The sequence below is a fragment of the Micromonospora sp. NPDC047740 genome, from assembly GCF_043204735.1.
Lineage (GTDB): Bacteria > Actinomycetota > Actinomycetes > Mycobacteriales > Micromonosporaceae > Micromonospora.
In genome coordinates this window covers 34,673-53,784 of sequence record NZ_JBIDCT010000013.1, presented here as the reverse complement: position 1 = coordinate 53,784, position 19,112 = coordinate 34,673, and the positions used below count along the sequence as shown (strand labels likewise).

Here is a 19,112-nt window from a genome sequence, read left to right as displayed (position 1 = left end):
AGGTGCTGCTGCCCGCCTTGTCCGGGGCGTTCGGTGACGACGCCGACGCGATCCGGGTCGGGGACCGGCGGGCGTCGCGGGAGCAACTGCTCGCCGCCGCTACCGCCCTCGCCGACCGCATCGCCGGCGGCGACGCGGTGGCGATCTGGGCGACGGCCAGCATGGAAACCGTGGTGGCCGTGGTCGCCGGCCTGCTCGCCGGCGTGCCCGTCGTACCGGTGCCGCCGGATTCCGGCCCGACCGAGCGGGACCACGTGCTGCGCGACTCCGCCGCCGCGCTGCTGCTCGTCCCCCCGGCCATCGAGGGCGGCGCAGCGCTGGCGGACGGGCCGGTTCCCGTCGTCGCCGTCGACCTGAGCGCCCGCTCAAGCAGCAGCTATCCCGAGCCGGCGCCGGAGAGCCCCGCGCTGATCCTCTACACCTCCGGCACCACGGGAGCGCCGAAGGGAGCGGTGATCCCCCGGCAGGCGATCGCCGCCGACCTGGACGCCCTGGCCGACGCCTGGTCGTGGACACCCGAGGATCTGCTGGTGCACGGTCTGCCCCTGTTCCACGTACACGGCCTCGTGCTCGGGGTGCTGGGTGCGCTGCGGGTCGGGTCCCGGCTGGCCCACACCGGCCGTCCCACGCCGGACGCGTACGCCGCAGCCGGCGGCACCCTGTACTTCGGCGTGCCGACCGTGTGGTCGCGGGTCTGCGCCGATCCGTCCGCCGCCCGGGCCCTGTCGTCGGCTCGGCTGCTGGTCTCCGGCAGCGCACCGCTGCCGCTGCCCGTCTTCGCGCGGCTCGCCGAGCTCACCGGCCAGCCGCCGGTCGAGCGGTACGGGATGACCGAGACGCTGATCACGGTCAGCGGACGCGCGGACGGTGCGCGTCGGCCCGGCTTCGTCGGCACGCCACTGGCCGGAGTCGAGACCCGGTTGGTCGGCGAGGACGGCGGCCCGGTGGCGCCCGACGGGGCGTCCGCCGGCGAGCTCCAGGTGCGTGGGCCGATGATGTTCCGCGGGTACCTCAACCGGCCGGAGGCCGACCGGGAGTCGTTCACCTCGGACGGCTGGTTCCGCACCGGCGACATCGCCACCGTCGACGCCGACGGGTGGCACCGGATCATGGGCCGCGCGTCCATCGACATAATCAAGAGTGGTGGGTACCGGATCGGGGCGGGCGAGGTGGAGGACGCGCTGCTCGCCCACCCCGCGGTCCGGGAGGCGGCCGTGGTCGGCGCGCCCCATCCCGACCTCGGGCAGCAGGTGGTCGCCTACGTGGTCGCCGACGCGGCGAGCGAGGCGCAGCTCATCGAGTTCGTGGCCGGCCGGATCGCCGCGCACAAACGCCCGCGGCAGATCCATCTGGTGGAACAGCTACCGCGCAACGCGATGGGCAAGGTGCAGAAGAGGCTGCTCGCCGCAGGATGAGACGTCCCTCAGAAGCTCGCCTTCGGCGCACCCTGGCCTGGATCGATCCTGGTCGGTCCGCCGGCTGACGGCCGCACGTCGAAGTCGAAGATCTCGGTCGGGATGTAGACGGTGGCACAGGAGTTCGGGATGTCCACCACCCCGGAGAACCGTCCCTCGATCGGCGCGGCGCCGAGGAGGAGGTAGGCCTGTTCCGGGGTGTAGCCGAATTTGGTCAGGTAGTCGATGGCATGCAGGCAGGCTCGCTGGAACGCCAGCTGGGAGTCCAGGTAGCGCTGTTCGCCGTCCAGCGTCACGGAGATGCCGGAGAAGGCCAGCCACTGGCAGTACTGCGGGTTGGTGTTTCCCGGCAGGAAGATGACGTTCTCCGAGACGCCGTAGGTGCTCATGCCGCCCTTGATGAGGTCGACGTGCAGGTCGATGAAGCCGCCCATTTCGATGGCGCCGCAGAACGTGATCTCACCGTCGCCCTGGGAGAAATGGAGGTCGCCGACAGACAGGTTGGCGCCCGGGACGTAGACCGGATAGAAGACCCGTGATCCCTTGGTGAGGTTCTTGATGTCCTGGTTCCCACCGTTTTCTCGAGGGGGCGCCGTACGGGCCGCTTCCGCCGCCACCCGGTCGAAGTCGGCGCCGCTCAGCGTCCCGAGGATCGCGTCACGCGGCTCGGGTGGCAGTGACAGTGGCGGCACCCGGTCGGGATCCGTGGCCCGCAGTGCCGTTTCCCGTTGATTCCAGGTCGCCAGCAGCTGGGCCGACGGGGCCGTGCCCATCAGCCCCGGATGGATCATCCCGGTGAACGCGACTCCCGGGATGTGCCGCGACGTCGCCTTCTGCCCGGTGAAGTCCCAGATCGCCTTGTAGGCGTCAGGGAACTGGTCGGTGAGGAAGCCTCCGCCGTTGCGCTTGGGGAAGATGCCGGTGTATCCCCAGCCCTGGCCGGCGAGCGGGCCCGAATCCTCCTGCGGGATGGGGCCGACGTCGAGGATGTCGACCACGAGCAGGTCGCCGGGCTCGGCGCCCTGCACCGCGAACGGCCCGCTGAGGGCGTGCACCTTCGACAGGGGCGCGTCCCGCACGTCCACCGCCGAGTCGTCGTTGTGGATGGCGCCATCGAACCACTCCCGGCAGTGGACCCGAAACGATTGGCCGGGCCGGACGGTGACCGCGGGCGGGATGTCCGGGTGCCATCTGTTGTGGCCGACCTTCTCCTGGTCGGTGAAACTCCTGGTCGAGTCCAGGGGAAACAACAGTTCGGGCATAGCCGCTTTCCCTTCAGCACGTGCCGTCCGCGCGGTTCGGGCCCTGTCTCACGGCCGCGGGAGGCGAGCCAGGCGGGGGTTGACCGGGCGCCGGCTCGCCTGCTGCCCGCCAGGAATCGCCGACACCACGTCCGGCTTCTCCGCACTCCGCTCCGCCCGGTCGATGGCCGCGGCCAACCGGCGTGGCGTGCGGACGAGCAGCGGCGCGGAGAACACTCTGACGCCGTCGCTGCCGCACACGGAACAGGGGGCACGGGCAGCGGCCTCGCCGATCGGGAACGACGCCGCGAAGTCGCCGTGCCGGGAACATCGGTACGTGTAGGTCGCCACCCCGCCTCCCCTCGGCTGAGACACGCCCGTCCCAGGAGGGTCGGTAGTCGCGTGCCCGTGGTGCCAAGCATCGGACGCGGACCGCCCGCCGCGCAGGCCAACGCCGGAACTCGTGAACGCCGGGGCAACAGTCCTGCTCCGTGGCACGGCACCGGCAGCCCGCAGGTGCCGACCCGTCAATCCAGCCGAGCGGCGCCGTCGGGCCAGAGGACAGTGGTCGGGATGCCGCGCTGCCGCGCCCAATCGACGGTCCGGTCCGTCGACGCCGCGTGGCAGCCGGGTTCGCCGTCCCACACCGCCACGAGTCGCTGCACCCGTCGCACCAGTTCCCGGTTGGCCGCCACGTAGGCGGCGGTGCCCGAGCGGTCGTACCCGGTGTGGATGACCTCGACCGCCCGGGCCAGCAGCTCGTCGAAGGCGACCCGGTTCCCGGGGTCGATCACGGCGGTCCGGTAGTCCCGCGCCGGCAGGATCACCTCGTACGTGCCGCCGGTGGCCAGAATCGTGCGCGCGAAGACCTGATCGGCGCCGGCCGCCAGGCAGGTGACACCGTGCACCGGCCGGTCACTGATCCGGCGCAGCTCGACGCGGAGCGCGTCGGCGACGAGACCCTCGGTGGCGCGGGTCAGGTTGATGTGCCCGGTGATGCCGACACGCACCGGTACGGAATCAGTCGACATTCTCCGGTCCCCTCCGCTGCGCGGGCACCGCGGGTGCCAGCCGGATCAGCTCGAACCCGTTGTCGGACAGCACGTCGGGCAGCGCCCGGATCTCCTCGCGGTTCTGCTCCTGGACCTCGGGAGTCAGCTCGTCCCACGGCCGCAGCGCCGGGTGCCGCCGCCGGGCGTCGTCGCGGGGTTCGCCGTACGTCCAGCCTTCTCCTCGTCGTTCCCGGCACCACCGTTCGTGCTCGAGGCGGGCGAGTTCCTCGATCCGGTCGTCGATGGCCAGCCCGGCGGCGGAGGCGTCGCCGGTGCTGCCGTGCCGGGGTGCCACGACGCAGCCGAGGTTCAACAGCTTGGCGGCGATGTCCTGGACGTGGGCCCGGTTGGCTCGCCGCAGTGACTCGGGCAGTCGTGACCAGTCCACCATCGCCGGCACGTCGCCCGGGCGTACTCCGGCGCGCTGCTGGGCTTGCAGGTAGCGGTCGTGGATCAGCCGGGCCAGCCGTTCGGTGAGGTCCTCGGCGATCAGTCGGGCGTCGCAGGCGCGGGTCAGCACCGGGTAGAGGCGGAGCTTGCCGTGCACCTCGTCGAGGAGGTCGTGGCGGGAGTCGCCGTGGAAGGCGGCGGCGAGCGCGGCCTGCCGATAGACCGGTACGAACACGGAACTCTCCGCGCCCTGCCACAGGGCGGGCGTGTCCAGCACGAACTGCAGGCCGCTGGTCTCCTCCGGGGCGCAGATGTAGATGCGGTCGTAGTGGTCGCGTTCGAGCGGGGCGAGCTCGACGAGGCGGTCGAGGTCCAGGTTGTATGCGGCGAGCTGGCAGACGGTGGTCAGGAACGGGTAGCGGGACGCCGCGAGGGCCAGTTCGGTGCTGGCGTCCGGGGCGACGAGGTCCACCCGCAGGGGTGTGACGAGGTGACCGGGAGGGGTGTCGGCGCGGCGGGCTCGCCAGTGCCGGGCGGTTTCCACCAGGAGGGCTCGGCGGAAGGCGCCGGTGCCGGCGATGAGGACCCTCGTCGGTCGGCCGGTCGCGGGTGGCAGTGGGTGGTGGCGGTGCAGCGCGCGGGCGGCAACGTCGTCGACGTGGAAGTAGTCCAGCCGTAGTCGGCTGGATCCGGCGGCGCCGAGTCGTCGGGCCTGCAGGGACAGGCACATCTCGGGGTCGTGGACCTGCACGTAGACCCGAGGTGGCTGTCGCCGGTCCTGGACGAGTCGGCTGGCGGTGTTGGCGATCGCGTGGTTGCGGTCGGCGTCGTCGGTGCAGGCGTAGATGGTGTGGGCCAGGGGTAGCCCCGCGCCGCGCAGCACTTCCGGGCTGGTCGGGTCGCCGACGACGCCGAGATAGCGGCGCCGGCGGTATTCCAGCGGTCCGAACGGTTCGGAGCGCACCACGACCACGCGTTCGCCGTCGGCGAAGAGCCGGTCGGCGAGCATGTGGGCGAACTGGGAGTCGCCGCAGACCAGGACGTGATCGCGGGCTCGTCGGGCGCGCAGGCGGCGGATCTCGGCGGCCAGCAGCAGCCGGCCGGTCTCGGCCACGGCGAGGAGGGTGAACAGCGGGGCGGTGAACCGGGCGACCTGCAGCTGCCAGGGGTAGGGGCCGGCGTTCTGGAAGGGCTCGGCGCTGAGGACGAAGAGTTGCAGGTCGTAGTAGAGCACGTCGTACGGGTCGTGGGCGGTCTCCGGCCGTACCGCGAGCAGGCGCTCGAAGCCGATGTAGCCGAGGACGAGGGAGGCCAGCCCGATGACTCCGAACACGATGCGCAGCCACCATCCGGCTGGGCGGGAAAAGCCGGCGACGGGGTCCGTCATCGAGCGACTCTCGGGTCGGTGGGACGGTGGTGGCAGGGGCCGGCTCGGCGGGGACGCCGGTAGGGGCGGCGCGGCCACCAGGTTGCGACCATGAGCGCCATGCTATTGGACGGAGTCGATCGGGGCCGCGCTCGACGCACCTGCGCATTTCGCAGGTGAACCCGAACCGGTGGGCGGTGACCGTCGTCGGCCAGGAACGCCTGAGCGACAATCGACGCCGTGCGGTTCGGCATCCTGGGCGCGACCGAGGTGTATACCGCCGACGGTCGCCGGCTGACCGTCGGCGGGCCGCGGCTGCGTGCGCTGCTGGTGCTGTTGCTGCTCGACGGCGGGCGGGTGGTGCCGCGGGGGCGGCTGATCGACGGCCTCTACGGCGCCGACCCGCCGGCCGGCGTGGCGAACGCGCTGCAGTCGCAGGTGTCCCGGCTGCGCCAGGTGCTGTCGACCGGGCCGGTCGATCCGGTCGAGTTCCACCCGGCGGGCTACCGGCTGGCGGTCGACCCGGAGGACGTCGACGTGCACCGGTTCGTCCGCCTGGCCGACGCGGGGCGGGCCGCGCTCGGCGGCGGTGATCCGCGCCGAGCCGCCGACCTGCTGCGCGAGGCGCTCGCGTTGTGGCGCGGGGAACCGCTGGCGGATGTGCTGGAGGCGCCGTTCGCCGCGGCGCAGGCGGCGCGGCTGCGGGATCGCCGGCTGGCCGCGACGGAGGACCGGATCGAGGCGGAGCTGCGGTTGGCGGGGCCCGGATCGTCTGCCGTCGGGACACTGGTGGCCGAGCTGCGGGAGCTGGTGGCCGCGCACCCGTTGCGGGAGCGGCTGCACGGCCAGCTGATGCGCGTGCTGCACGCCGACGGCCGCCGGGCCGAGGCGCTCACCGCCTTCGCGGATCTTCGTCGGGTGCTCGCCGACGAACTGGGCTCCGACCCGTCCGCCGAGCTGGTCGCGTTGCACGCGGCTCTGCTGCGCGACGAGGTCGAACCCCGCGCCGAGGTGGCCCCGCCCCGGCTGCCGTCGCTGCCCGGTCAGTTGAGCAGCTTCGTGGGCCGGGAGGAGGAACTGCGCCGCCTCGGCAAGCTGCTCGGCGAGGCTCGGCTGGTCACGCTGCACGGCCCGGGCGGCGTGGGGAAGACCCGGTTGGGTCTTGAGGCCGCCGCACGGCACGGCGGCGAGGTGTGCCTGGTCGAGTTGGCCGCGGTGCCGGCCGGTGCGGAGGTCGCCCCGGCGGTGCTGGCCGCGCTCGACCTGCGCGACGCCGCGCTGCGCGTGCCGGGCGGGCCCCGCGACGTCACCGACCGGCTGGTCGCGGCGCTCGCCGACCGCCGGCTGCTGCTCCTGCTCGACAACTGCGAGCATGTGGTGGCCGACGCGGCTCGGCTCACCGCACGGCTGCTGCGGGCCGCCCCGATGGTCCGCGTCCTGGCCACCAGCCGGGAACCGCTCGGTGTGACCGGTGAGGCGCTCTGCCCGGTGGTCGGGCTGCCGGTGCCGTCCGGCAGTGTCCCGTCCGAGTTGGCCCGGGAGTACGCCGCGGTGCGGCTGTTCGCGGACCGCGCCGCCGACGTGGCGCCGGGGTTCGCGGTGGACGCGAGCACGGTGGCGGCGGTGCTGCGGATCTGCCGTACCCTCGACGGTTTGCCGCTGGCGATCGAGCTGGCCGCGGCGCGGTTGCGGGCGCTGCCGGCGGCGGAGGTGGCGGCCCGGCTGGACGACCGGTTCCGGCTGCTGAACCGGGGCAGCCGGGTGGCCGAGCCGCGGCACCAGACGTTGCGGGCGGTGGTGCGCTGGAGCTGGGATCTGCTGGGCGAGCCGGAGCGGCGGCTGGCGCGCCGGCTGAGCGTGTTCGCCGGCAGCGCCGACCTGGCGGCCATCGAGCGGGTCTGCGCGCCGGTGGACGCGGACGTGCTCGACGTGCTGACGAGCCTGGTGGAGAAGTCGCTGGTGGACGCGACCGACGGGCGTTTCCGCATGTTGGAGACGGTGCGCGCGTTCGCGGCCGAGCGGCTCGCCGAGGCGGGCGAGGTCGAGCGGCTGCGCCACGCGCACGCGGCGTATTTTCTCGACCTCGCTCGGGCGGGCGACGTCGGGTTGCGGGGCGCGGCGCAGCTGGACTGGCTGCGGCGGCTGGACGCCGACCGGGACGACCTGCTCGCCGCCCTGCGCCGGGCGGTGGCGGGCGACGACATTGCCGTCGCGTTGCGGCTGGTCGCCGCCCTGTCGTTCTACTGGTGGCTGCGGGGCCTGCGGGCCGAGGGCGCCGCGCTGGCCGGGCGGCTCGTCGACCGGCTCGGCGCCCCGCCACCAGGGCTCGCCGAGGAGTACGCGCTCTGCCTGCTGGTCGCCGCGGTGAGCGGCTGCGGCAGCGCGGACCCGTTGACGGCCAGCGACATCCTCTGGGGTCTGGGCCGGCCGCCCGCGTACCCGTTCCTGCTCTACCTGTCCGGGATGACCGCCGGTCCCCCGTCACAGGAGCGGATGTCGCTGCTCACGCAGCGGCGGGACGGGTTGCTCGGTGGTGACCCGTGGAGTCAGGCCCTGGGGTCGCTCGGGCTGGCCATGTTGTGGCTGCTCAACGGCCGGTACGACGAGGCCCGCGCGGAGCTGGCGGTGGCCCTCGACGGTTTCCGCGCGATCGGCGAACGGTGGGGCATGATCCTGGTCCTGAGCACGCTCGCCGAGGGTGCCTACCGGGTCGGGGATTCCGCGGCGGCCGCCGAACCGATGGCGGAGGCGCTGCGGTTGGCGCGCGAGCTCGGCTCGGCGCTCGACATGGCCGAGTTGCTGCGTACCCGGGCGGACGGGCGGCTCGGGGTCGGTGACCTGGACGGGGCGGGCACCGACTACCACCGGGTGGTGGAGGTCGCGCAACCGGCCGGGGCGCCGGAGTTGGTCGCAGCGGCCCACTACGGGCTCGGCGAGATCGCCCGGCGGAGCGGTGACCTGGACCGGGCCCGGCAGCTGTGCGAGCAGGCGGTGGCGGAGTGCCCGGCCGGCTGGTTCGGCGCCGAGGTGGTGCGGCTGGCGGCGTTGGTCGCGCTCGGACAGATTGCCGACGCGGTCGGGGACGCACCGACGGCCCGCGCCCGCTACCGGGAGGTGCTGGGCGCGACCCTCGGGGTGTGGGACGTGCCGACCGTCGGCGCCGCGGTGGAGGGCCTGGTCGGGCCGGTGCTGCGGCGCGGTGAGGCCGAGCGGGCGGCGCTGTTGCTCGGGTCGGTGTCGGCGCTGCTGCGCGGTACCGGCGCCGGCGAGGCGGCGCAGGCCGCGCCGGTGGCGGCGGCCGCCAGGGCGGAGCTCGGGGACGGGACGTTCGAGCGGGCCTTCGCCCGGGGCGCCGGGCTGGGCCGGGAGCGGGCGCTCGCGCTGTTGGACGGGCGCTGACGGCGTGCACAGCCGCCGTCAGCGGACGGTGCGCGGCCGGTCAGCGCGGCCGGCCAGGCTGCCGGCATGACCTACGAAACATCAGCCGTCGTCGCCGAGGGGCTGCGCAAGTCGTACGGCGGCACGCCGGCGCTCGATGGGTTCGACCTGACTGTGCCGGCCGGCACGGTATGCGGACTGCTCGGCCCGAACGGCGCGGGCAAGACCACCGCGGTGCGGATCCTGGCCACCCTGCTGCGCTTCGACGCCGGGCACGCGCGGGTCGCCGGGTACGACGTGGCCCGGCACCCCGATCGGGTCCGCGCGCTGATCGGGTTGACCGGGCAGTACGCCGCGGTCGACGAGATCCTCAGCGGGCGGCAGAACCTGATCCTGTTCGGCCGGCTGCGGCACCTGCCGGCGCGGGTGGCCCGGCGCCGGGCCGACGAGCTGCTCGACCAGTTCGGGCTCGCCGACGCCGCGGACCGTTCGGCCGGGGCGTACTCCGGTGGGATGCGCCGGCGGCTCGACCTCGCCGCCAGCCTGATCACCACGCCGCGGGTGCTGTTCCTGGATGAGCCCACCACCGGGCTGGACCCGCGCAGCCGAAACGGCCTGTGGGAGGCGGTCCGGTCGCTCGTCGCCGACGGCACCACGGTGCTGCTCACCACGCAGTACCTGGAGGAGGCGGACCAGCTGGCCGACCGGATCTCGGTGGTGGACGCCGGCCGGGTGGTGGCCGAGGGCACCTCGGCCGAGCTGAAGGCCCGGATCGGCGAGGACCGGATCGAGCTGGTGGTCCGGCACGCCGCGCAGTTGCCGGCCGCCGCCGGCGTCGTCGAACGGATCACCGGCGGGCCGGTGTCCGTGGACGTGGAGATCCGGCAGCTCAGCGCGCCCGTCGTGGACCGGATCGGCGCGCTCGCCGACGTCATGCGGGCACTGCAGGAGCACGGGGTGGCGGTCGAGGACGTCGTCCTGCGCGGGCCCACCCTGGACGAGGCGTTCCTACGGCTCACCGGGCACCGGTCGGCCGGTACCCGCGAGGAGGTGGCGGTGTGAGCACGGCAGTCGACTCACGGCGCGGTGCGGCGGAACCCACCGAGGTGCGGTCGCCCGCCGGTCCGCTGGCCCGGCTCGGCTGGGCGGTGGCCGACGGTTGGGTGATGGCCGGGCGGAACATGCGGCACGTGGTCCGGTCGCCCGAGGAGATCATCCTCTATTTCAGCCTGCCGATCATGTTCGTGCTCGTCTTCGGCTACGTGTTCGGCAGCGGCATGGCGGTGCCCGACAACGGCAACTACCGGGAGTTTCTGCTGCCCGGCGTGTTCGTGATGACGATGCTCTACGGCCTCGGCGCCACCGCGTCGGCGGTCGCCGTCGACGCCAGCCGTGGCGTGGTCGACCGGTTCCGGTCCATGCCGATGGCCCGGTCCGCGCTGCTCACCGGGCGGGCCTGCGCCGATCTCGCTCGGGCCGTGCTGGAGCTGGCCACGCTGGTGGTCTGCGGCCTGCTCGTGGGTTGGCGGTGGCGCAACGGGGTGGGCGACGCGCTGGCGGCGGCGGGCCTGATCCTGCTGCTGCGGCTCGCGCTCACCTGGGTGGGCATCCTGTTCGGCCTGCTCGTGCCGAACCCGGACACGGTCGCGGTGATCGTGTTCCCGCTGGCCTTCCCGCTCACCGCCCTGTCCAACGTCTTCGTCGCCCCGGACCTGCTGCCGCAGTGGCTGGGTGCGGTGGCCGCGTGGAATCCGCTGTCCGCCACCGTCGCGGCCGCGCGGGAGCTGTTCGGCAACCCGGGCATCGGCGGCGAGTCGTGGGCGGCGCAGCATCCGCTGCCGTTGGCGCTCGGCTGGCCGCTGCTGCTCATCGTGCTGGTCGCGCCGCTGGCCGTCCGCCGCTACCAGCGGCTCAGCCGCTGACCGACCGGGCGGGCGCGTCGCTCGTACGCCGGAGGAGGTGGGTGCGCGGGCATCCGCCTCCTCCGCTGCCGGCTTGGGCTACCGGTACTGGCTGCGATCCGGCAGCGGACAGCGGCTCATCGACTTATCCCGGCCATCGCCACGAGGCGGCGGGCGAGCCGGGCGGCCGCTTCCCGCAGCTCCGGAGGCTCCAGCATCTCCGCCTCGAAGCCCAGCCCGGCGACCCGCACGGCGAGCCAGTCCAGGTTGTCGCCGCCGACGACGAGCACGCACCACCCGTCGCGGTCGTCCTCCACGCGCCCCACCTGGGGTGGCACCAGCTCCCGCACCCGGTCGGGCCGGGCGTGCACCCGCACCCGGGCGAGATACCGGTACGGCGCCTCGGTCACCGACCGCTGCACGTAGGCGACCGGGTCGGGGTGCTCCCTCGCCCGGAAGCGCCAGGTCGTCGCCACCACCTCGCGCATCCGGTCCAGCCGGAAGGTGCGCCAGTCGTCTCGGTCGACGTCCCAGGCCATCAGGTACCAGCGGCGGCCGGTGGTGACCATCCGCACCGGTTCGACCGTGCGCTCGCGGTCCCCGCCGTCGCGGCCGGCGTACCGGAACCGCACCCGCACGGCGTCGCGGCAGGCCCGCGCGAGCGTCACCAGCAGCTCCGCGTCGATCTCGACCCCGGGGTCGACCAGCGTCTCGGTGGCGGCGTGCACGGCCCGCACCTCGGCGCGCAGCCGGGGCGGCATCACCTGGTCGAGCTTCGCGAGCGCCCGCAGCGCCGCCTCGCCCGCGCCGGCGACCGTGCCACCGGCCGCCAGCCGCAGGGACACCGCCGTCGCGGTCGCCTCCTCGTCGTCGAGGAGCAGCGGCGGCAGCCGGGTGCCCGCGCCGAGCTGGTAGCCGCCGCCGACGCCCGCCGTCGCGTGCACGGGGTAGCCGAGCGCGCGCAGCCGCTCCACGTCGCGGCGCACCGACCGGTCGGTGACCCCCAGCACGGCGGCGAGTTCGGCGGCGGTCCAGGACGGCCGCCGCTGCAGCAGCGCCAGCAGCCGCAGCACCCGCTCGGTCGTCGCTTCCACGGTCACGCACTCATCGTCCCACGGATCACGGAACGATTCTGTCCGCTATCTGCGTGAGGCTGGCACCATGACCGACCAGACCTGGAACGCCCTGCTCCGGGACCAGCTCGCCTGGCACTGGACCACCCAACTGCGCGAGCGCCTCGACGGACTCACCGGCGACGAGTACTTCTGGGAGCCGGCGCCCGGCTGTTGGAGCGTGCGCCCGCGCGGCACCGGCACCGCACCGGTGCAGGCCGGGTCCGGCGCGATGACCATCGACTTCGCGATGCCGCAGCCCGACCCCCCACCGTTCACGACAATCGCCTGGCGGCTCGGGCACGTGATCGTCGGCGTGCTCGCGGTACGTAACGCCGCGCACTTCGGTCGCGTGCCCACCGACTACCAGTCGTTCGAGTACGCCACGACCGCGACCGCGGCGCTGGCCCAGCTCGACGCGGAGTACGCCACGTGGTTGGCCGGGGTCGAGTCCCTCGGCGAAGCCGGCCTCGCCCGCCCGTGCGGGGAGGCGGAGGGCCCGTACGCCGGGCGTCCCCTGGCAGCGCTGGTGCTGCACATCAACCGCGAGCTGATCCACCATCTGGCCGAGGTGTGCCTGCTCCGCGACCTCTACCAGCACACTCACGAAGAGACCCGACGAGAGGCGAACTGAGATGGCCCGCGACGTACAGATCACTTTTGACTGCGCCGACCCGGCCGGGTTGGCGGCGTTCTGGGCCGACGCCCTCGGCTACCGGGTGCAGGACCCGCCCAAGGGCTTCGAGTCGTGGGAGCAGGCCCTGGAGGCGATGGGCGTGCCACCCGAGCGCCGCAACGACGCCTCGGCGGTGGTCGACCCCGAGGGCGCCGGACCGCGGCTGTTCTTCCAGCGGGTGCCGGAGCGCAAGCAGGTCAAGAACCGCGTGCACCTCGATGTGCGAGCCGCGCCCGGGCTCGAGGCCGAGGCGCGGATGGCGGCCCTGGAGGCGGAGGCCGAGCGGCTGGTCTCCCGCGGCGCCACCCGGCTCGGGCGCCACGAGCCCGCTCCCCCGCTCGGCGCCGGTCACATCGTGATGGCCGACCCGGAGGGCAACGAGTTCTGCCTCGACTGATCGGCCGCGCGACGGGACCGGCGACGTCAGCACGGTCGGGACCGGTGCCCAGGCCACGGTAGGCAGCGCGGAGCCGACGCGGGCGGGCGTGCGAGAGTGTGGGCCGGGCGGAGGTCCAGCCGACCCCACCGCCTTTGACCAGGGAAGGCAGCCGCCGATGTTCAACACCGCACGCCTGCAGGTCGTCCTCGAGATCGCGCGGCACGGCACGATCGTCGCCGCGGCCGAGCAGCTGGGGCTGAGCCCGTCCGCGGTCTCCCACCAGCTCGCCACCCTGGAACAGGAGGCCGGGGTGGCGCTGGTGGACCGGGGGCCGCGGAGCCTGCGGCTCACCGTCGCGGGCCAGCGCCTGGCGGACTACGCGCAGCAGATCGCCGATCTGATGTCGGCGGCCCGCGACGAGCTGTCCGCGCACGGTGCGGGCCGCCGGGGACTGCTGCGGATCGGGTTCTTCGCCACCGCCGGCACGGAGCTGCTGCCGCGCGCGCTGTCGAGCTTCACCCGGGACCATCCGCAGGTGGAGCTGGCGCTGATCCTGGGTCAGCCGCACGAGCTGCTGCCCCGCCTGCAGCAGGGCGAGCTGGACCTGGTGGTGGTCTTCGACCATCCGCTGAGTCCGGCCCAGGAGTTGCCGTACGCGAGGGTCGAGCCGCTGATGGTGGACCCGCAGCTGGTGGTGCTCCCGGCCGAGCATCCGCTCGCCGGCCGGCGGCGGCTGCAGCTGGGCGACCTTGCGGCCGAGCCGTGGATCACCACCCTGGGCGTGCAGGGTGAGGTGTCGGTGCTGGAGCTGGCGGCGCGGGCCGAGGGGTTCGCGCCGCGGATCCGGTGCCGCAGCGACCACTACGAGGTGGTGCTGGGCCTGGTGCGGGCCGGGGTCGGGGTGGCGCTGGTGCCGTCGCTGGGGCTGCGCAACCCGGGTGCGGTGGCGGTGCGGCAGCTCGCCCACGCCAGCCTGCATCGGGAGATCGGGGTGGCGTTGCGCCCCGGCAACCCCAATCCGGTGGTCGGCAGGTTCGTCGAGCGGTTGACCGACGCGGCGGTGGAGCTGAGTCAGGAGCTGTCGGGGCGGTGGGGCCCGGCGAGCCGGTCGACGGCCGTGCCCCAGCGCCGTAGTTCGGCCATGGCGGCCCGTTCGGCCCCGGGCTCGAACGCGGCGATCACGGCGTAGATGACAGTATGCCGGCCGGCCACGATGCCGGTGTCGGCGCGTACGCCGGTGTCGGTGCCGGTCTTGTTCTCCACCCGGACCCCGTCGCTCGACCACGGGTCGTGGCCGATCGAGTCGGCGACCATCGTGCGGTCGGTGTTCCCGGCGAGCCAGCCGCGCAGCAGCCGACACGCCTGCGGGCCCTGCCAGGTCCCTGCCGCCACGTCGGTGAGGAAGGCGCAGAGCTCGCGGGCGGTGCCGCTGGCGAAGGTCTCCGGTACGTCCGGACCGCGCTCGGGGCGGATCCGGTCGTGCATGGTGGTGTGCCGTAGCCCGGCGCGGTGGGCCAGCTGCCGCACGGCGTCCAGCGTCACCAGCCGGAGCAGGGCGTTGGTGGCGGCGTTGTCGCTGACGGCGGCGACTGCCGTGGCCAGGTCGGCGACCGTCCAGTGTTGGGGTGACAGCTGGCCGATCAGGCCGGTGCCGCCGACTTCCCGGTCGTCGTCGCGCAGCTCGACGGGCTGGGTCGGGCTGAGGGTGCCGTCGGCGAGCCGCCGGGCCACCTCGCCGAGGAGCAGCACCTTGCCGACGCTGGCCAGCGGCAGGACCAGGTCGGGCTCGGCCGAGAGGGTGTGGCCGTCGTCCAGCCGCCGCACCATCGCACCGACCCGCACCGCCGGGCCGCCGCCGGCCGCGCTCACGGCCGCCCCAGCCCAGCTCGATCCGGTACGGCCAGCACCCGGCCCGGTCGGGCGTCGGTGACCGTATCGCCGTCCACGACGACCTGCCCGCCGACCACCACGCACCGCACCCCGTGCGGCGGCGCCAGCGGCTCGTCGTAGGTGGCGCCGTCGGCGATCCGCTGCGGGTCGAGGACCACCAGGTCCGCGGTGTACCCGTTGGCGAGCAGCCCGCGGTCCGGCAGGCCGAAGCGGCGGGCGGGCATTGCCGTCATCTTGTGCACCGCCTCGGCCAGCTCCAGCAGTCCCACGTCGCGCACGTAGTGGCCGAGCACGCGGGCGAAGCTGCCCGCCCACCGTGGGTGGGGCCGGCCCCCCTTCGGTACGCCGTCGGAGCACAGCATGGTCAGCGGGCTGGCCAGCACCCGGCGTACGTCGTCCTCGTGCATGGAGTGGCTGAGGATGGTGACGTCGCCGCGTTCGGCGGCGAGCAGGTCGCAGGCGTAGTCGACCGGGTCGACGCCGTGCGCGGCGGCCAGGTCGGCGATGGTCTGGCCCTGGGTGTCGGGGTTGTTCGGGGCGGACGCGACGCGGATCAGGTCCCAGCCGCCGTTGCCGACGGTGTTCTCCCAGCCGGGCACCCCGGCGACCAGATCGTGGCGGATCCGGTCGCGGACCGCCGGCTCGGCTGCGGCGGCGAGCATCGCCGGTACCCCGTCGGCGATCAGCCACGGCGGCAGCATCGCGTGCAGGGCGGTACTGCCGGCGGTGTAGGGGTAGACGTCGCAGGTGACGTCCAGCCCCTCGGTGCGGGCCCGCTCCAGTCGGGCGAGGGTGCGGACGGTGGCCCCCCAGGCGCGCCGCCCTGCCGTCTTGTGGTGCGAGACCTGCAGCGCCGACCCGGCGGCGGTGGCGATCTCGATCGCTTCCTCGAGGGCGGACTCGACCTGGGACATCTCGTCACGCAGGTGTGTCACGTACGGCTTGCCGTGCGCGGCAGCCACCCGGGCCAGGGCGATGACCTCGTCGGTGCTGGCGTTGACGCCCGGGGAGTAGATCAGACCGGTGGACAGGCCGGCCGCGCCCGCGGCGAGCGCCTCGTCGAGCAGCTCGCACATCCGCCGGGTTTCCTCGGGCGTAGCGTGCCGCTGGGCGAAGCCGACCACCGCGGCGCGCAGCGTGCCGTGCCCGACGAGGGCGGCGAGATGGTTGCGCCGGGCCACGCCCTGCGCGCGGGCGAACTCGGCGAACGACGCGTACGCCGAGGCGGGCGGGCCGAAGGTCGCGGCGATCAGCTCCCGCACGGGCCCGTCGCGGTCGGGCGGGATCGGGAAGGGGCTGATCCCGCAGTTGCCGCAGATCTCGGTGGTGACGCCCTGGCGCAGCGGCGCCTGCCGCAGCACCTCGCGCTGCTGGTCGTCGCCGGCGAGCAGGTCGGAGTGGGTGTGCACGTCGATGAAGCCCGGCGTGACGACCAGCCCGGTCGCGTCGACCACCTCGGCGGCGGTGGCGCGGCTGCCCGGTGGCAGCAGCACGATCCGCCCGTCCCGCGCGCCCACGTCGGCGGGTCGGCCCAGCGAGCCGGTGCCGTCGATCAGGGTGGCGCCGGTGATCAGCAGGTCGAGCCGCGCCATCAGAGCACCTTCGACAGGAAGGCGCGGGTACGGTCGTGGCGCGGCGCGGCGAGCACCTCGCGGGGTGGCCCCTGTTCGACGATCAGGCCCTCGTCCATGAAGATGAGGTGATCGCCGACCTCGCGGGCGAAGCCCATCTCGTGGGTCACCACGATCATGGTCATGCCGCTGGCCGCGAGGTCTTTCATGACCTCCAGCACCTCGCCGACCAGTTCCGGGTCGAGCGCCGAGGTCGGCTCGTCGAAGAGCATCAGCTTCGGCGACATGGCCAGCGAGCGGGCGATGGCCACCCGCTGCTGCTGCCCGCCGGAGAGCTGGGCCGGGTAGTGGTGGGCGCGGTCGGCCAACCCGACCCGGTCGAGCAGGTCGGCGGCGCGCCGTCGGGCGTCGGCCGACGGGACGCCCTTGACCGCGACCAGGCCCTCCATCACGTTCTCCAGGGCGGTGCGGTGCGGAAACAGGTGGAAGCGCTGGAAGACCATGCCGATCGACTCGCGCTGCCGGCGCAGTCGCACGTCCGGCAGCGGCCGCAGCCGGCCGCCGCGCTCGGAGTACCCGATCAGTTCGCCGTCGACGTAGATCCGGCCCGCCTGCGGTTCCTCGAGGTGGTTGAGGCAGCGCAGCAGGGTGGACTTGCCGGAGCCGGACGGCCCGACCACGCAGACCACCCGGCCGCGTTCGATGGTCAGGTCGATGCCGCGCAGCACCTCCAGGCGGCCGAAGCTCTTGCGCAGTGACCGGCACTGCACCATCGGCGGGGTCATCGCGCGCTCCCCGTGGGGCGCAGGTTACGGGCGATCCGTCCCCGCAGGGTGCCCGGGGTGGTGGCGCCGAAGCCGCGGCTGAACCGGCGTTCCAGGAAGTACTGGCCGATGCTGGCGACGGTGGTCAGCACCAGGTACCAGATGGACGCGACGATCAGCAGGGCGATCACCTCGAAGTTGGTCAGGTAGAGCCGTTGGGCGACGGTGAGCAGGTCGGCGCCGGCGATGACCGAGACGAGCGAGGTGGTCTTCAGCATGGAGATGAACTGGTTGCCGGTCGGCGGGACGATGATCCGCATCGCCTGGGGCAGCACGACCCGCTTCATGATCTTCATGCGGGACATGCCCAACGCCGCGGCGGCCTCCTGCTGGCCGGGATCGACCGCGCGCAGGCCGGCTCGGACGATCTCGCTCATGTAGGCGCCCTCGTTGATGCTCAGCCCGAGCAGCGCCGCCACGAAGCCGGTGACCAGCGTGTTGGTCTCCCAGGTCACCAGCTTCGGGCCGCCGAACGGCACACCCAGCCCGATCTCGGGGAAGATCAGCGCGATGTTGAACCAGAAGATCAGCTGCACCAGCAGGGGCGTGCCGCGGAAGAACCAGACGTAGGCCATGGCGCCGGTGCGCAGGATGCGGCTGTCGGAGACCTGCATCAGTGCGACGATGACGCCGAGCGCCACGCCGATCGCCATGGCGGCGACGGTGAGCTGGATGGTGACCCAGAGCCCGTCCAGGATGACCCGGTCGAGCTGATACTTGACGACGATGTCCCAGTGCAGGTTCGGGTTGACCGCGATGGTCCAGGCCAGCCAGACCAGGACCAGGACGGTCACCCCGGCGGCCAACCAGCGCCCGGGCCGCAGCGGGTGACTGATCCGGTTCGCCTCCGGCGTCTCCGGGCCGGCGGGCGTGGCGTGGCCTGGGCCTGCGGCGGTCGCGTCCACCGGTGTGCTCACTTCTGGTCGTTGACCGTCGCGGCCTTGACGGCGCTGCCCTGCACGCCCCACTTCTCGAGGAGCTTGGTGTAGTCGCCCGAGTCGATCAGCTCCTGGAGCGCCTTGTGCACGGCGTCGCGCAGCTGGCTGTCCTTCTTGTCGATCGCGATGCCCCACGGGCCGGCCTCGTACTGGGCCTCCAGGACGTCGTACTTGCCGCTCTGCTGGGCCAGCATCTTGGCCACCGGGTAGTCGACGATGGTGGCCACGGCGCGTCCGGCGTCGATCTGCAGCAGGCCGGTCGGGGCGTCCTCGCTCTGCGAGATGGTCATCTTCTTGGCGCACGAGGTGTTCTGCTTCTCGCCGATGGCGAGGTTGGAGCTGCCCTTGGCGAGCACGACGGCCCGGCCGCACAGGTCCGCCAGGTCCTTCACCCCGGCCGGGTTGCCCTTGGCCACCATGATCGAGCCGCCGGCCTGGAAGTAGTCGACGAAGTCGACAGCCTTGCGGCGTTCCTCGGTGTCGCTCATCGAGGACATTGCCAGGTCCCAGCGGTCGGCCTGCAGGCCGGGAATCAGGCCGGGGAAGCTGGCGTTGGTCATCTCCAGTTTGAGGCCGAGCCGCCCGGCGATCGCCGCGGCCAGGTCCGGGTCGACGCCGGTGAGTTCCTGGGTCCCGTCCTTGTACATCTCCATCGGCGGGTAGCCCTCGGCGGTGGCGACCCGGAGGACGCCCTTCTCCTTGACGGCTGCGGGGACCAGATCGGCGGCCTTGGCGTCGGCGGCGACCGAGGCGCCGCCGGCGCCCTGCGGGGTCTGACCGCTGGTCGAGCGTCCGCAGCCGGTGACGGCGAGCGAGAGTGTGGCGAGACCGACGACGATGCGCAGCGCACGCTTGCTGACCATCGGAAACCTCCTGGCTGAGACGACTGGCGGGACCCTATCCGGGATCAGCCAGCATGAACAGCCCGAATGCTTTGCAGGGTGAGCATCGTCATTTTCGATGCTCGATGTTCGTGGCC

17 protein-coding genes are annotated in these 19,112 nt (G+C 73.4%); 7 read left to right on the top strand and 10 right to left on the bottom strand.

Annotated features, from left to right (window positions below):
• Positions 1-2 precede the first annotated feature (2 nt).
• Entirely contained in the window at positions 3-1,415 is a 1,413-nt protein-coding gene (locus ACGF4F_RS23720; protein ID WP_393080345.1) for an acyl-CoA synthetase, read from the top strand.
• An 8-nt stretch (positions 1,416-1,423) separates the two neighbouring features.
• Here the strand turns inward: ACGF4F_RS23720 and fmdA are convergent, their stop codons facing one another.
• The 4 genes from fmdA to ACGF4F_RS23700 all read right to left on the bottom strand — a co-directional run bounded on the left by fmdA (position 1,424) and on the right by ACGF4F_RS23700 (position 5,485).
• A complete protein-coding gene (gene fmdA, locus ACGF4F_RS23715; protein WP_393080342.1) occupies positions 1,424-2,677 on the bottom strand; it encodes a formamidase in 1,254 nt (417 codons plus the stop codon).
• Positions 2,678-2,725: 48 nt separating this feature from the next.
• Positions 2,726-3,007, bottom strand: a complete 282-nt coding sequence (locus ACGF4F_RS23710) for a zinc ribbon domain-containing protein (protein ID WP_357440563.1) — start codon at positions 3,005-3,007, stop codon at positions 2,726-2,728.
• Between the two features lie 176 nt (positions 3,008-3,183).
• Positions 3,184-3,687, bottom strand: coding sequence for a hypothetical protein (locus ACGF4F_RS23705; RefSeq protein WP_357440565.1), 504 nt, complete (start codon positions 3,685-3,687; stop codon positions 3,184-3,186).
• A complete protein-coding gene (locus ACGF4F_RS23700) occupies positions 3,677-5,485 on the bottom strand; it encodes a RyR domain-containing protein (protein WP_357440568.1) in 1,809 nt (602 codons plus the stop codon). Before ACGF4F_RS23700 ends, ACGF4F_RS23705 begins: the two co-directional genes overlap by 11 nt.
• 219 nt (positions 5,486-5,704) lie before the next feature.
• On the opposite strand from ACGF4F_RS23700, the gene ACGF4F_RS23695 reads away from it, so the two are divergent.
• The 3 genes from ACGF4F_RS23695 to ACGF4F_RS23685 all read left to right on the top strand — a co-directional run bounded on the left by ACGF4F_RS23695 (position 5,705) and on the right by ACGF4F_RS23685 (position 10,764).
• The gene (locus ACGF4F_RS23695) at positions 5,705-8,863 is read left to right on the top strand and encodes a BTAD domain-containing putative transcriptional regulator (protein ID WP_393080337.1); all 3,159 of its coding nucleotides are present in this window, start codon (positions 5,705-5,707) and stop codon (positions 8,861-8,863) included.
• Positions 8,864-8,929: 66 nt separating this feature from the next.
• Positions 8,930-9,904, top strand: coding sequence for an ATP-binding cassette domain-containing protein (locus ACGF4F_RS23690; protein ID WP_393080333.1), 975 nt, complete (start codon positions 8,930-8,932; stop codon positions 9,902-9,904).
• A gap of 104 nt (positions 9,905-10,008) precedes the next feature.
• Positions 10,009-10,764, top strand: a complete 756-nt coding sequence (locus ACGF4F_RS23685; protein WP_393080591.1) for an ABC transporter permease — start codon at positions 10,009-10,011, stop codon at positions 10,762-10,764.
• A 116-nt stretch (positions 10,765-10,880) separates the two neighbouring features.
• On the opposite strand, the gene ACGF4F_RS23680 is transcribed toward ACGF4F_RS23685, so the two are convergent.
• On the bottom strand, positions 10,881-11,843 hold the full coding sequence (locus ACGF4F_RS23680; protein ID WP_393080330.1) for a helix-turn-helix transcriptional regulator: 963 nt from the start codon (positions 11,841-11,843) through the stop codon (positions 10,881-10,883).
• Positions 11,844-11,904: 61 nt separating this feature from the next.
• Between ACGF4F_RS23680 and ACGF4F_RS23675 the strand changes: the two genes are divergently transcribed.
• The 3 genes from ACGF4F_RS23675 to ACGF4F_RS23665 all read left to right on the top strand — a co-directional run bounded on the left by ACGF4F_RS23675 (position 11,905) and on the right by ACGF4F_RS23665 (position 14,099).
• Positions 11,905-12,489: a DinB family protein gene (locus tag ACGF4F_RS23675; RefSeq protein WP_393080327.1), complete on the top strand. Its 585-nt coding sequence runs from the start codon at positions 11,905-11,907 to the stop codon at positions 12,487-12,489.
• Position 12,490: 1 nt separating this feature from the next.
• Complete coding sequence (locus tag ACGF4F_RS23670) at positions 12,491-12,928, top strand: VOC family protein (RefSeq protein ID WP_357440585.1); 438 nt, start codon at positions 12,491-12,493, stop codon at positions 12,926-12,928.
• 157 nt (positions 12,929-13,085) lie between these two features.
• Positions 13,086-14,099, top strand: coding sequence for a LysR substrate-binding domain-containing protein (locus ACGF4F_RS23665; RefSeq protein ID WP_357440588.1), 1,014 nt, complete (start codon positions 13,086-13,088; stop codon positions 14,097-14,099).
• On the opposite strand, the gene ACGF4F_RS23660 is transcribed toward ACGF4F_RS23665, so the two are convergent.
• The 5 genes from ACGF4F_RS23660 to ACGF4F_RS23640 are packed head-to-tail and all read right to left on the bottom strand — an operon-like array spanning position 13,982 to position 18,996.
• Positions 13,982-14,779 (bottom strand): serine hydrolase, encoded by a 798-nt coding sequence (locus tag ACGF4F_RS23660; RefSeq protein WP_357440591.1) that lies wholly within the window; start codon positions 14,777-14,779, stop codon positions 13,982-13,984. The genes ACGF4F_RS23665 and ACGF4F_RS23660 overlap by 118 nt on opposite strands.
• The gene (locus ACGF4F_RS23655) at positions 14,776-16,392 is read right to left on the bottom strand and encodes a D-aminoacylase (RefSeq protein ID WP_357440594.1); all 1,617 of its coding nucleotides are present in this window, start codon (positions 16,390-16,392) and stop codon (positions 14,776-14,778) included. The genes ACGF4F_RS23660 and ACGF4F_RS23655 overlap by 4 nt, the downstream gene beginning before the upstream one ends.
• On the bottom strand, positions 16,392-17,156 hold the full coding sequence (locus tag ACGF4F_RS23650) for an amino acid ABC transporter ATP-binding protein (protein WP_357440597.1): 765 nt from the start codon (positions 17,154-17,156) through the stop codon (positions 16,392-16,394). The genes ACGF4F_RS23655 and ACGF4F_RS23650 overlap by 1 nt, the downstream gene beginning before the upstream one ends.
• The gene (locus ACGF4F_RS23645; protein ID WP_393080320.1) at positions 17,153-18,112 is read right to left on the bottom strand and encodes an amino acid ABC transporter permease; all 960 of its coding nucleotides are present in this window, start codon (positions 18,110-18,112) and stop codon (positions 17,153-17,155) included. The genes ACGF4F_RS23650 and ACGF4F_RS23645 overlap by 4 nt, the downstream gene beginning before the upstream one ends.
• The gene (locus ACGF4F_RS23640) at positions 18,109-18,996 is read right to left on the bottom strand and encodes an ABC transporter substrate-binding protein (RefSeq protein ID WP_357440602.1); all 888 of its coding nucleotides are present in this window, start codon (positions 18,994-18,996) and stop codon (positions 18,109-18,111) included. Before ACGF4F_RS23640 ends, ACGF4F_RS23645 begins: the two co-directional genes overlap by 4 nt.
• Positions 18,997-19,112 lie beyond the last annotated feature (116 nt).

Coding starts and splice junctions, on each gene's coding strand:
- ACGF4F_RS23685 (WP_393080591.1), top strand. CDS start 10,009: ATGGCCGGGCGGAACATGCGGCACGTGGTCCGGTCGCCCGAGGAGATC.
- ACGF4F_RS23655 (WP_357440594.1), bottom strand. CDS start 16,392: ATGGCGCGGCTCGACCTGCTGATCACCGGCGCCACCCTGATCGACGGC.
- ACGF4F_RS23640 (WP_357440602.1), bottom strand. CDS start 18,996: ATGGTCAGCAAGCGTGCGCTGCGCATCGTCGTCGGTCTCGCCACACTC.
- ACGF4F_RS23650 (WP_357440597.1), bottom strand. CDS start 17,156: ATGACCCCGCCGATGGTGCAGTGCCGGTCACTGCGCAAGAGCTTCGGC.
- fmdA (WP_393080342.1), bottom strand. CDS start 2,677: ATGCCCGAACTGTTGTTTCCCCTGGACTCGACCAGGAGTTTCACCGAC.
- ACGF4F_RS23670 (WP_357440585.1), top strand. CDS start 12,491: ATGGCCCGCGACGTACAGATCACTTTTGACTGCGCCGACCCGGCCGGG.
- ACGF4F_RS23700 (WP_357440568.1), bottom strand. CDS start 5,485: ATGACGGACCCCGTCGCCGGCTTTTCCCGCCCAGCCGGATGGTGGCTG.
- ACGF4F_RS23665 (WP_357440588.1), top strand. CDS start 13,086: ATGTTCAACACCGCACGCCTGCAGGTCGTCCTCGAGATCGCGCGGCAC.
- ACGF4F_RS23705 (WP_357440565.1), bottom strand. CDS start 3,687: ATGTCGACTGATTCCGTACCGGTGCGTGTCGGCATCACCGGGCACATC.
- ACGF4F_RS23675 (WP_393080327.1), top strand. CDS start 11,905: ATGACCGACCAGACCTGGAACGCCCTGCTCCGGGACCAGCTCGCCTGG.
- ACGF4F_RS23690 (WP_393080333.1), top strand. CDS start 8,930: ATGACCTACGAAACATCAGCCGTCGTCGCCGAGGGGCTGCGCAAGTCG.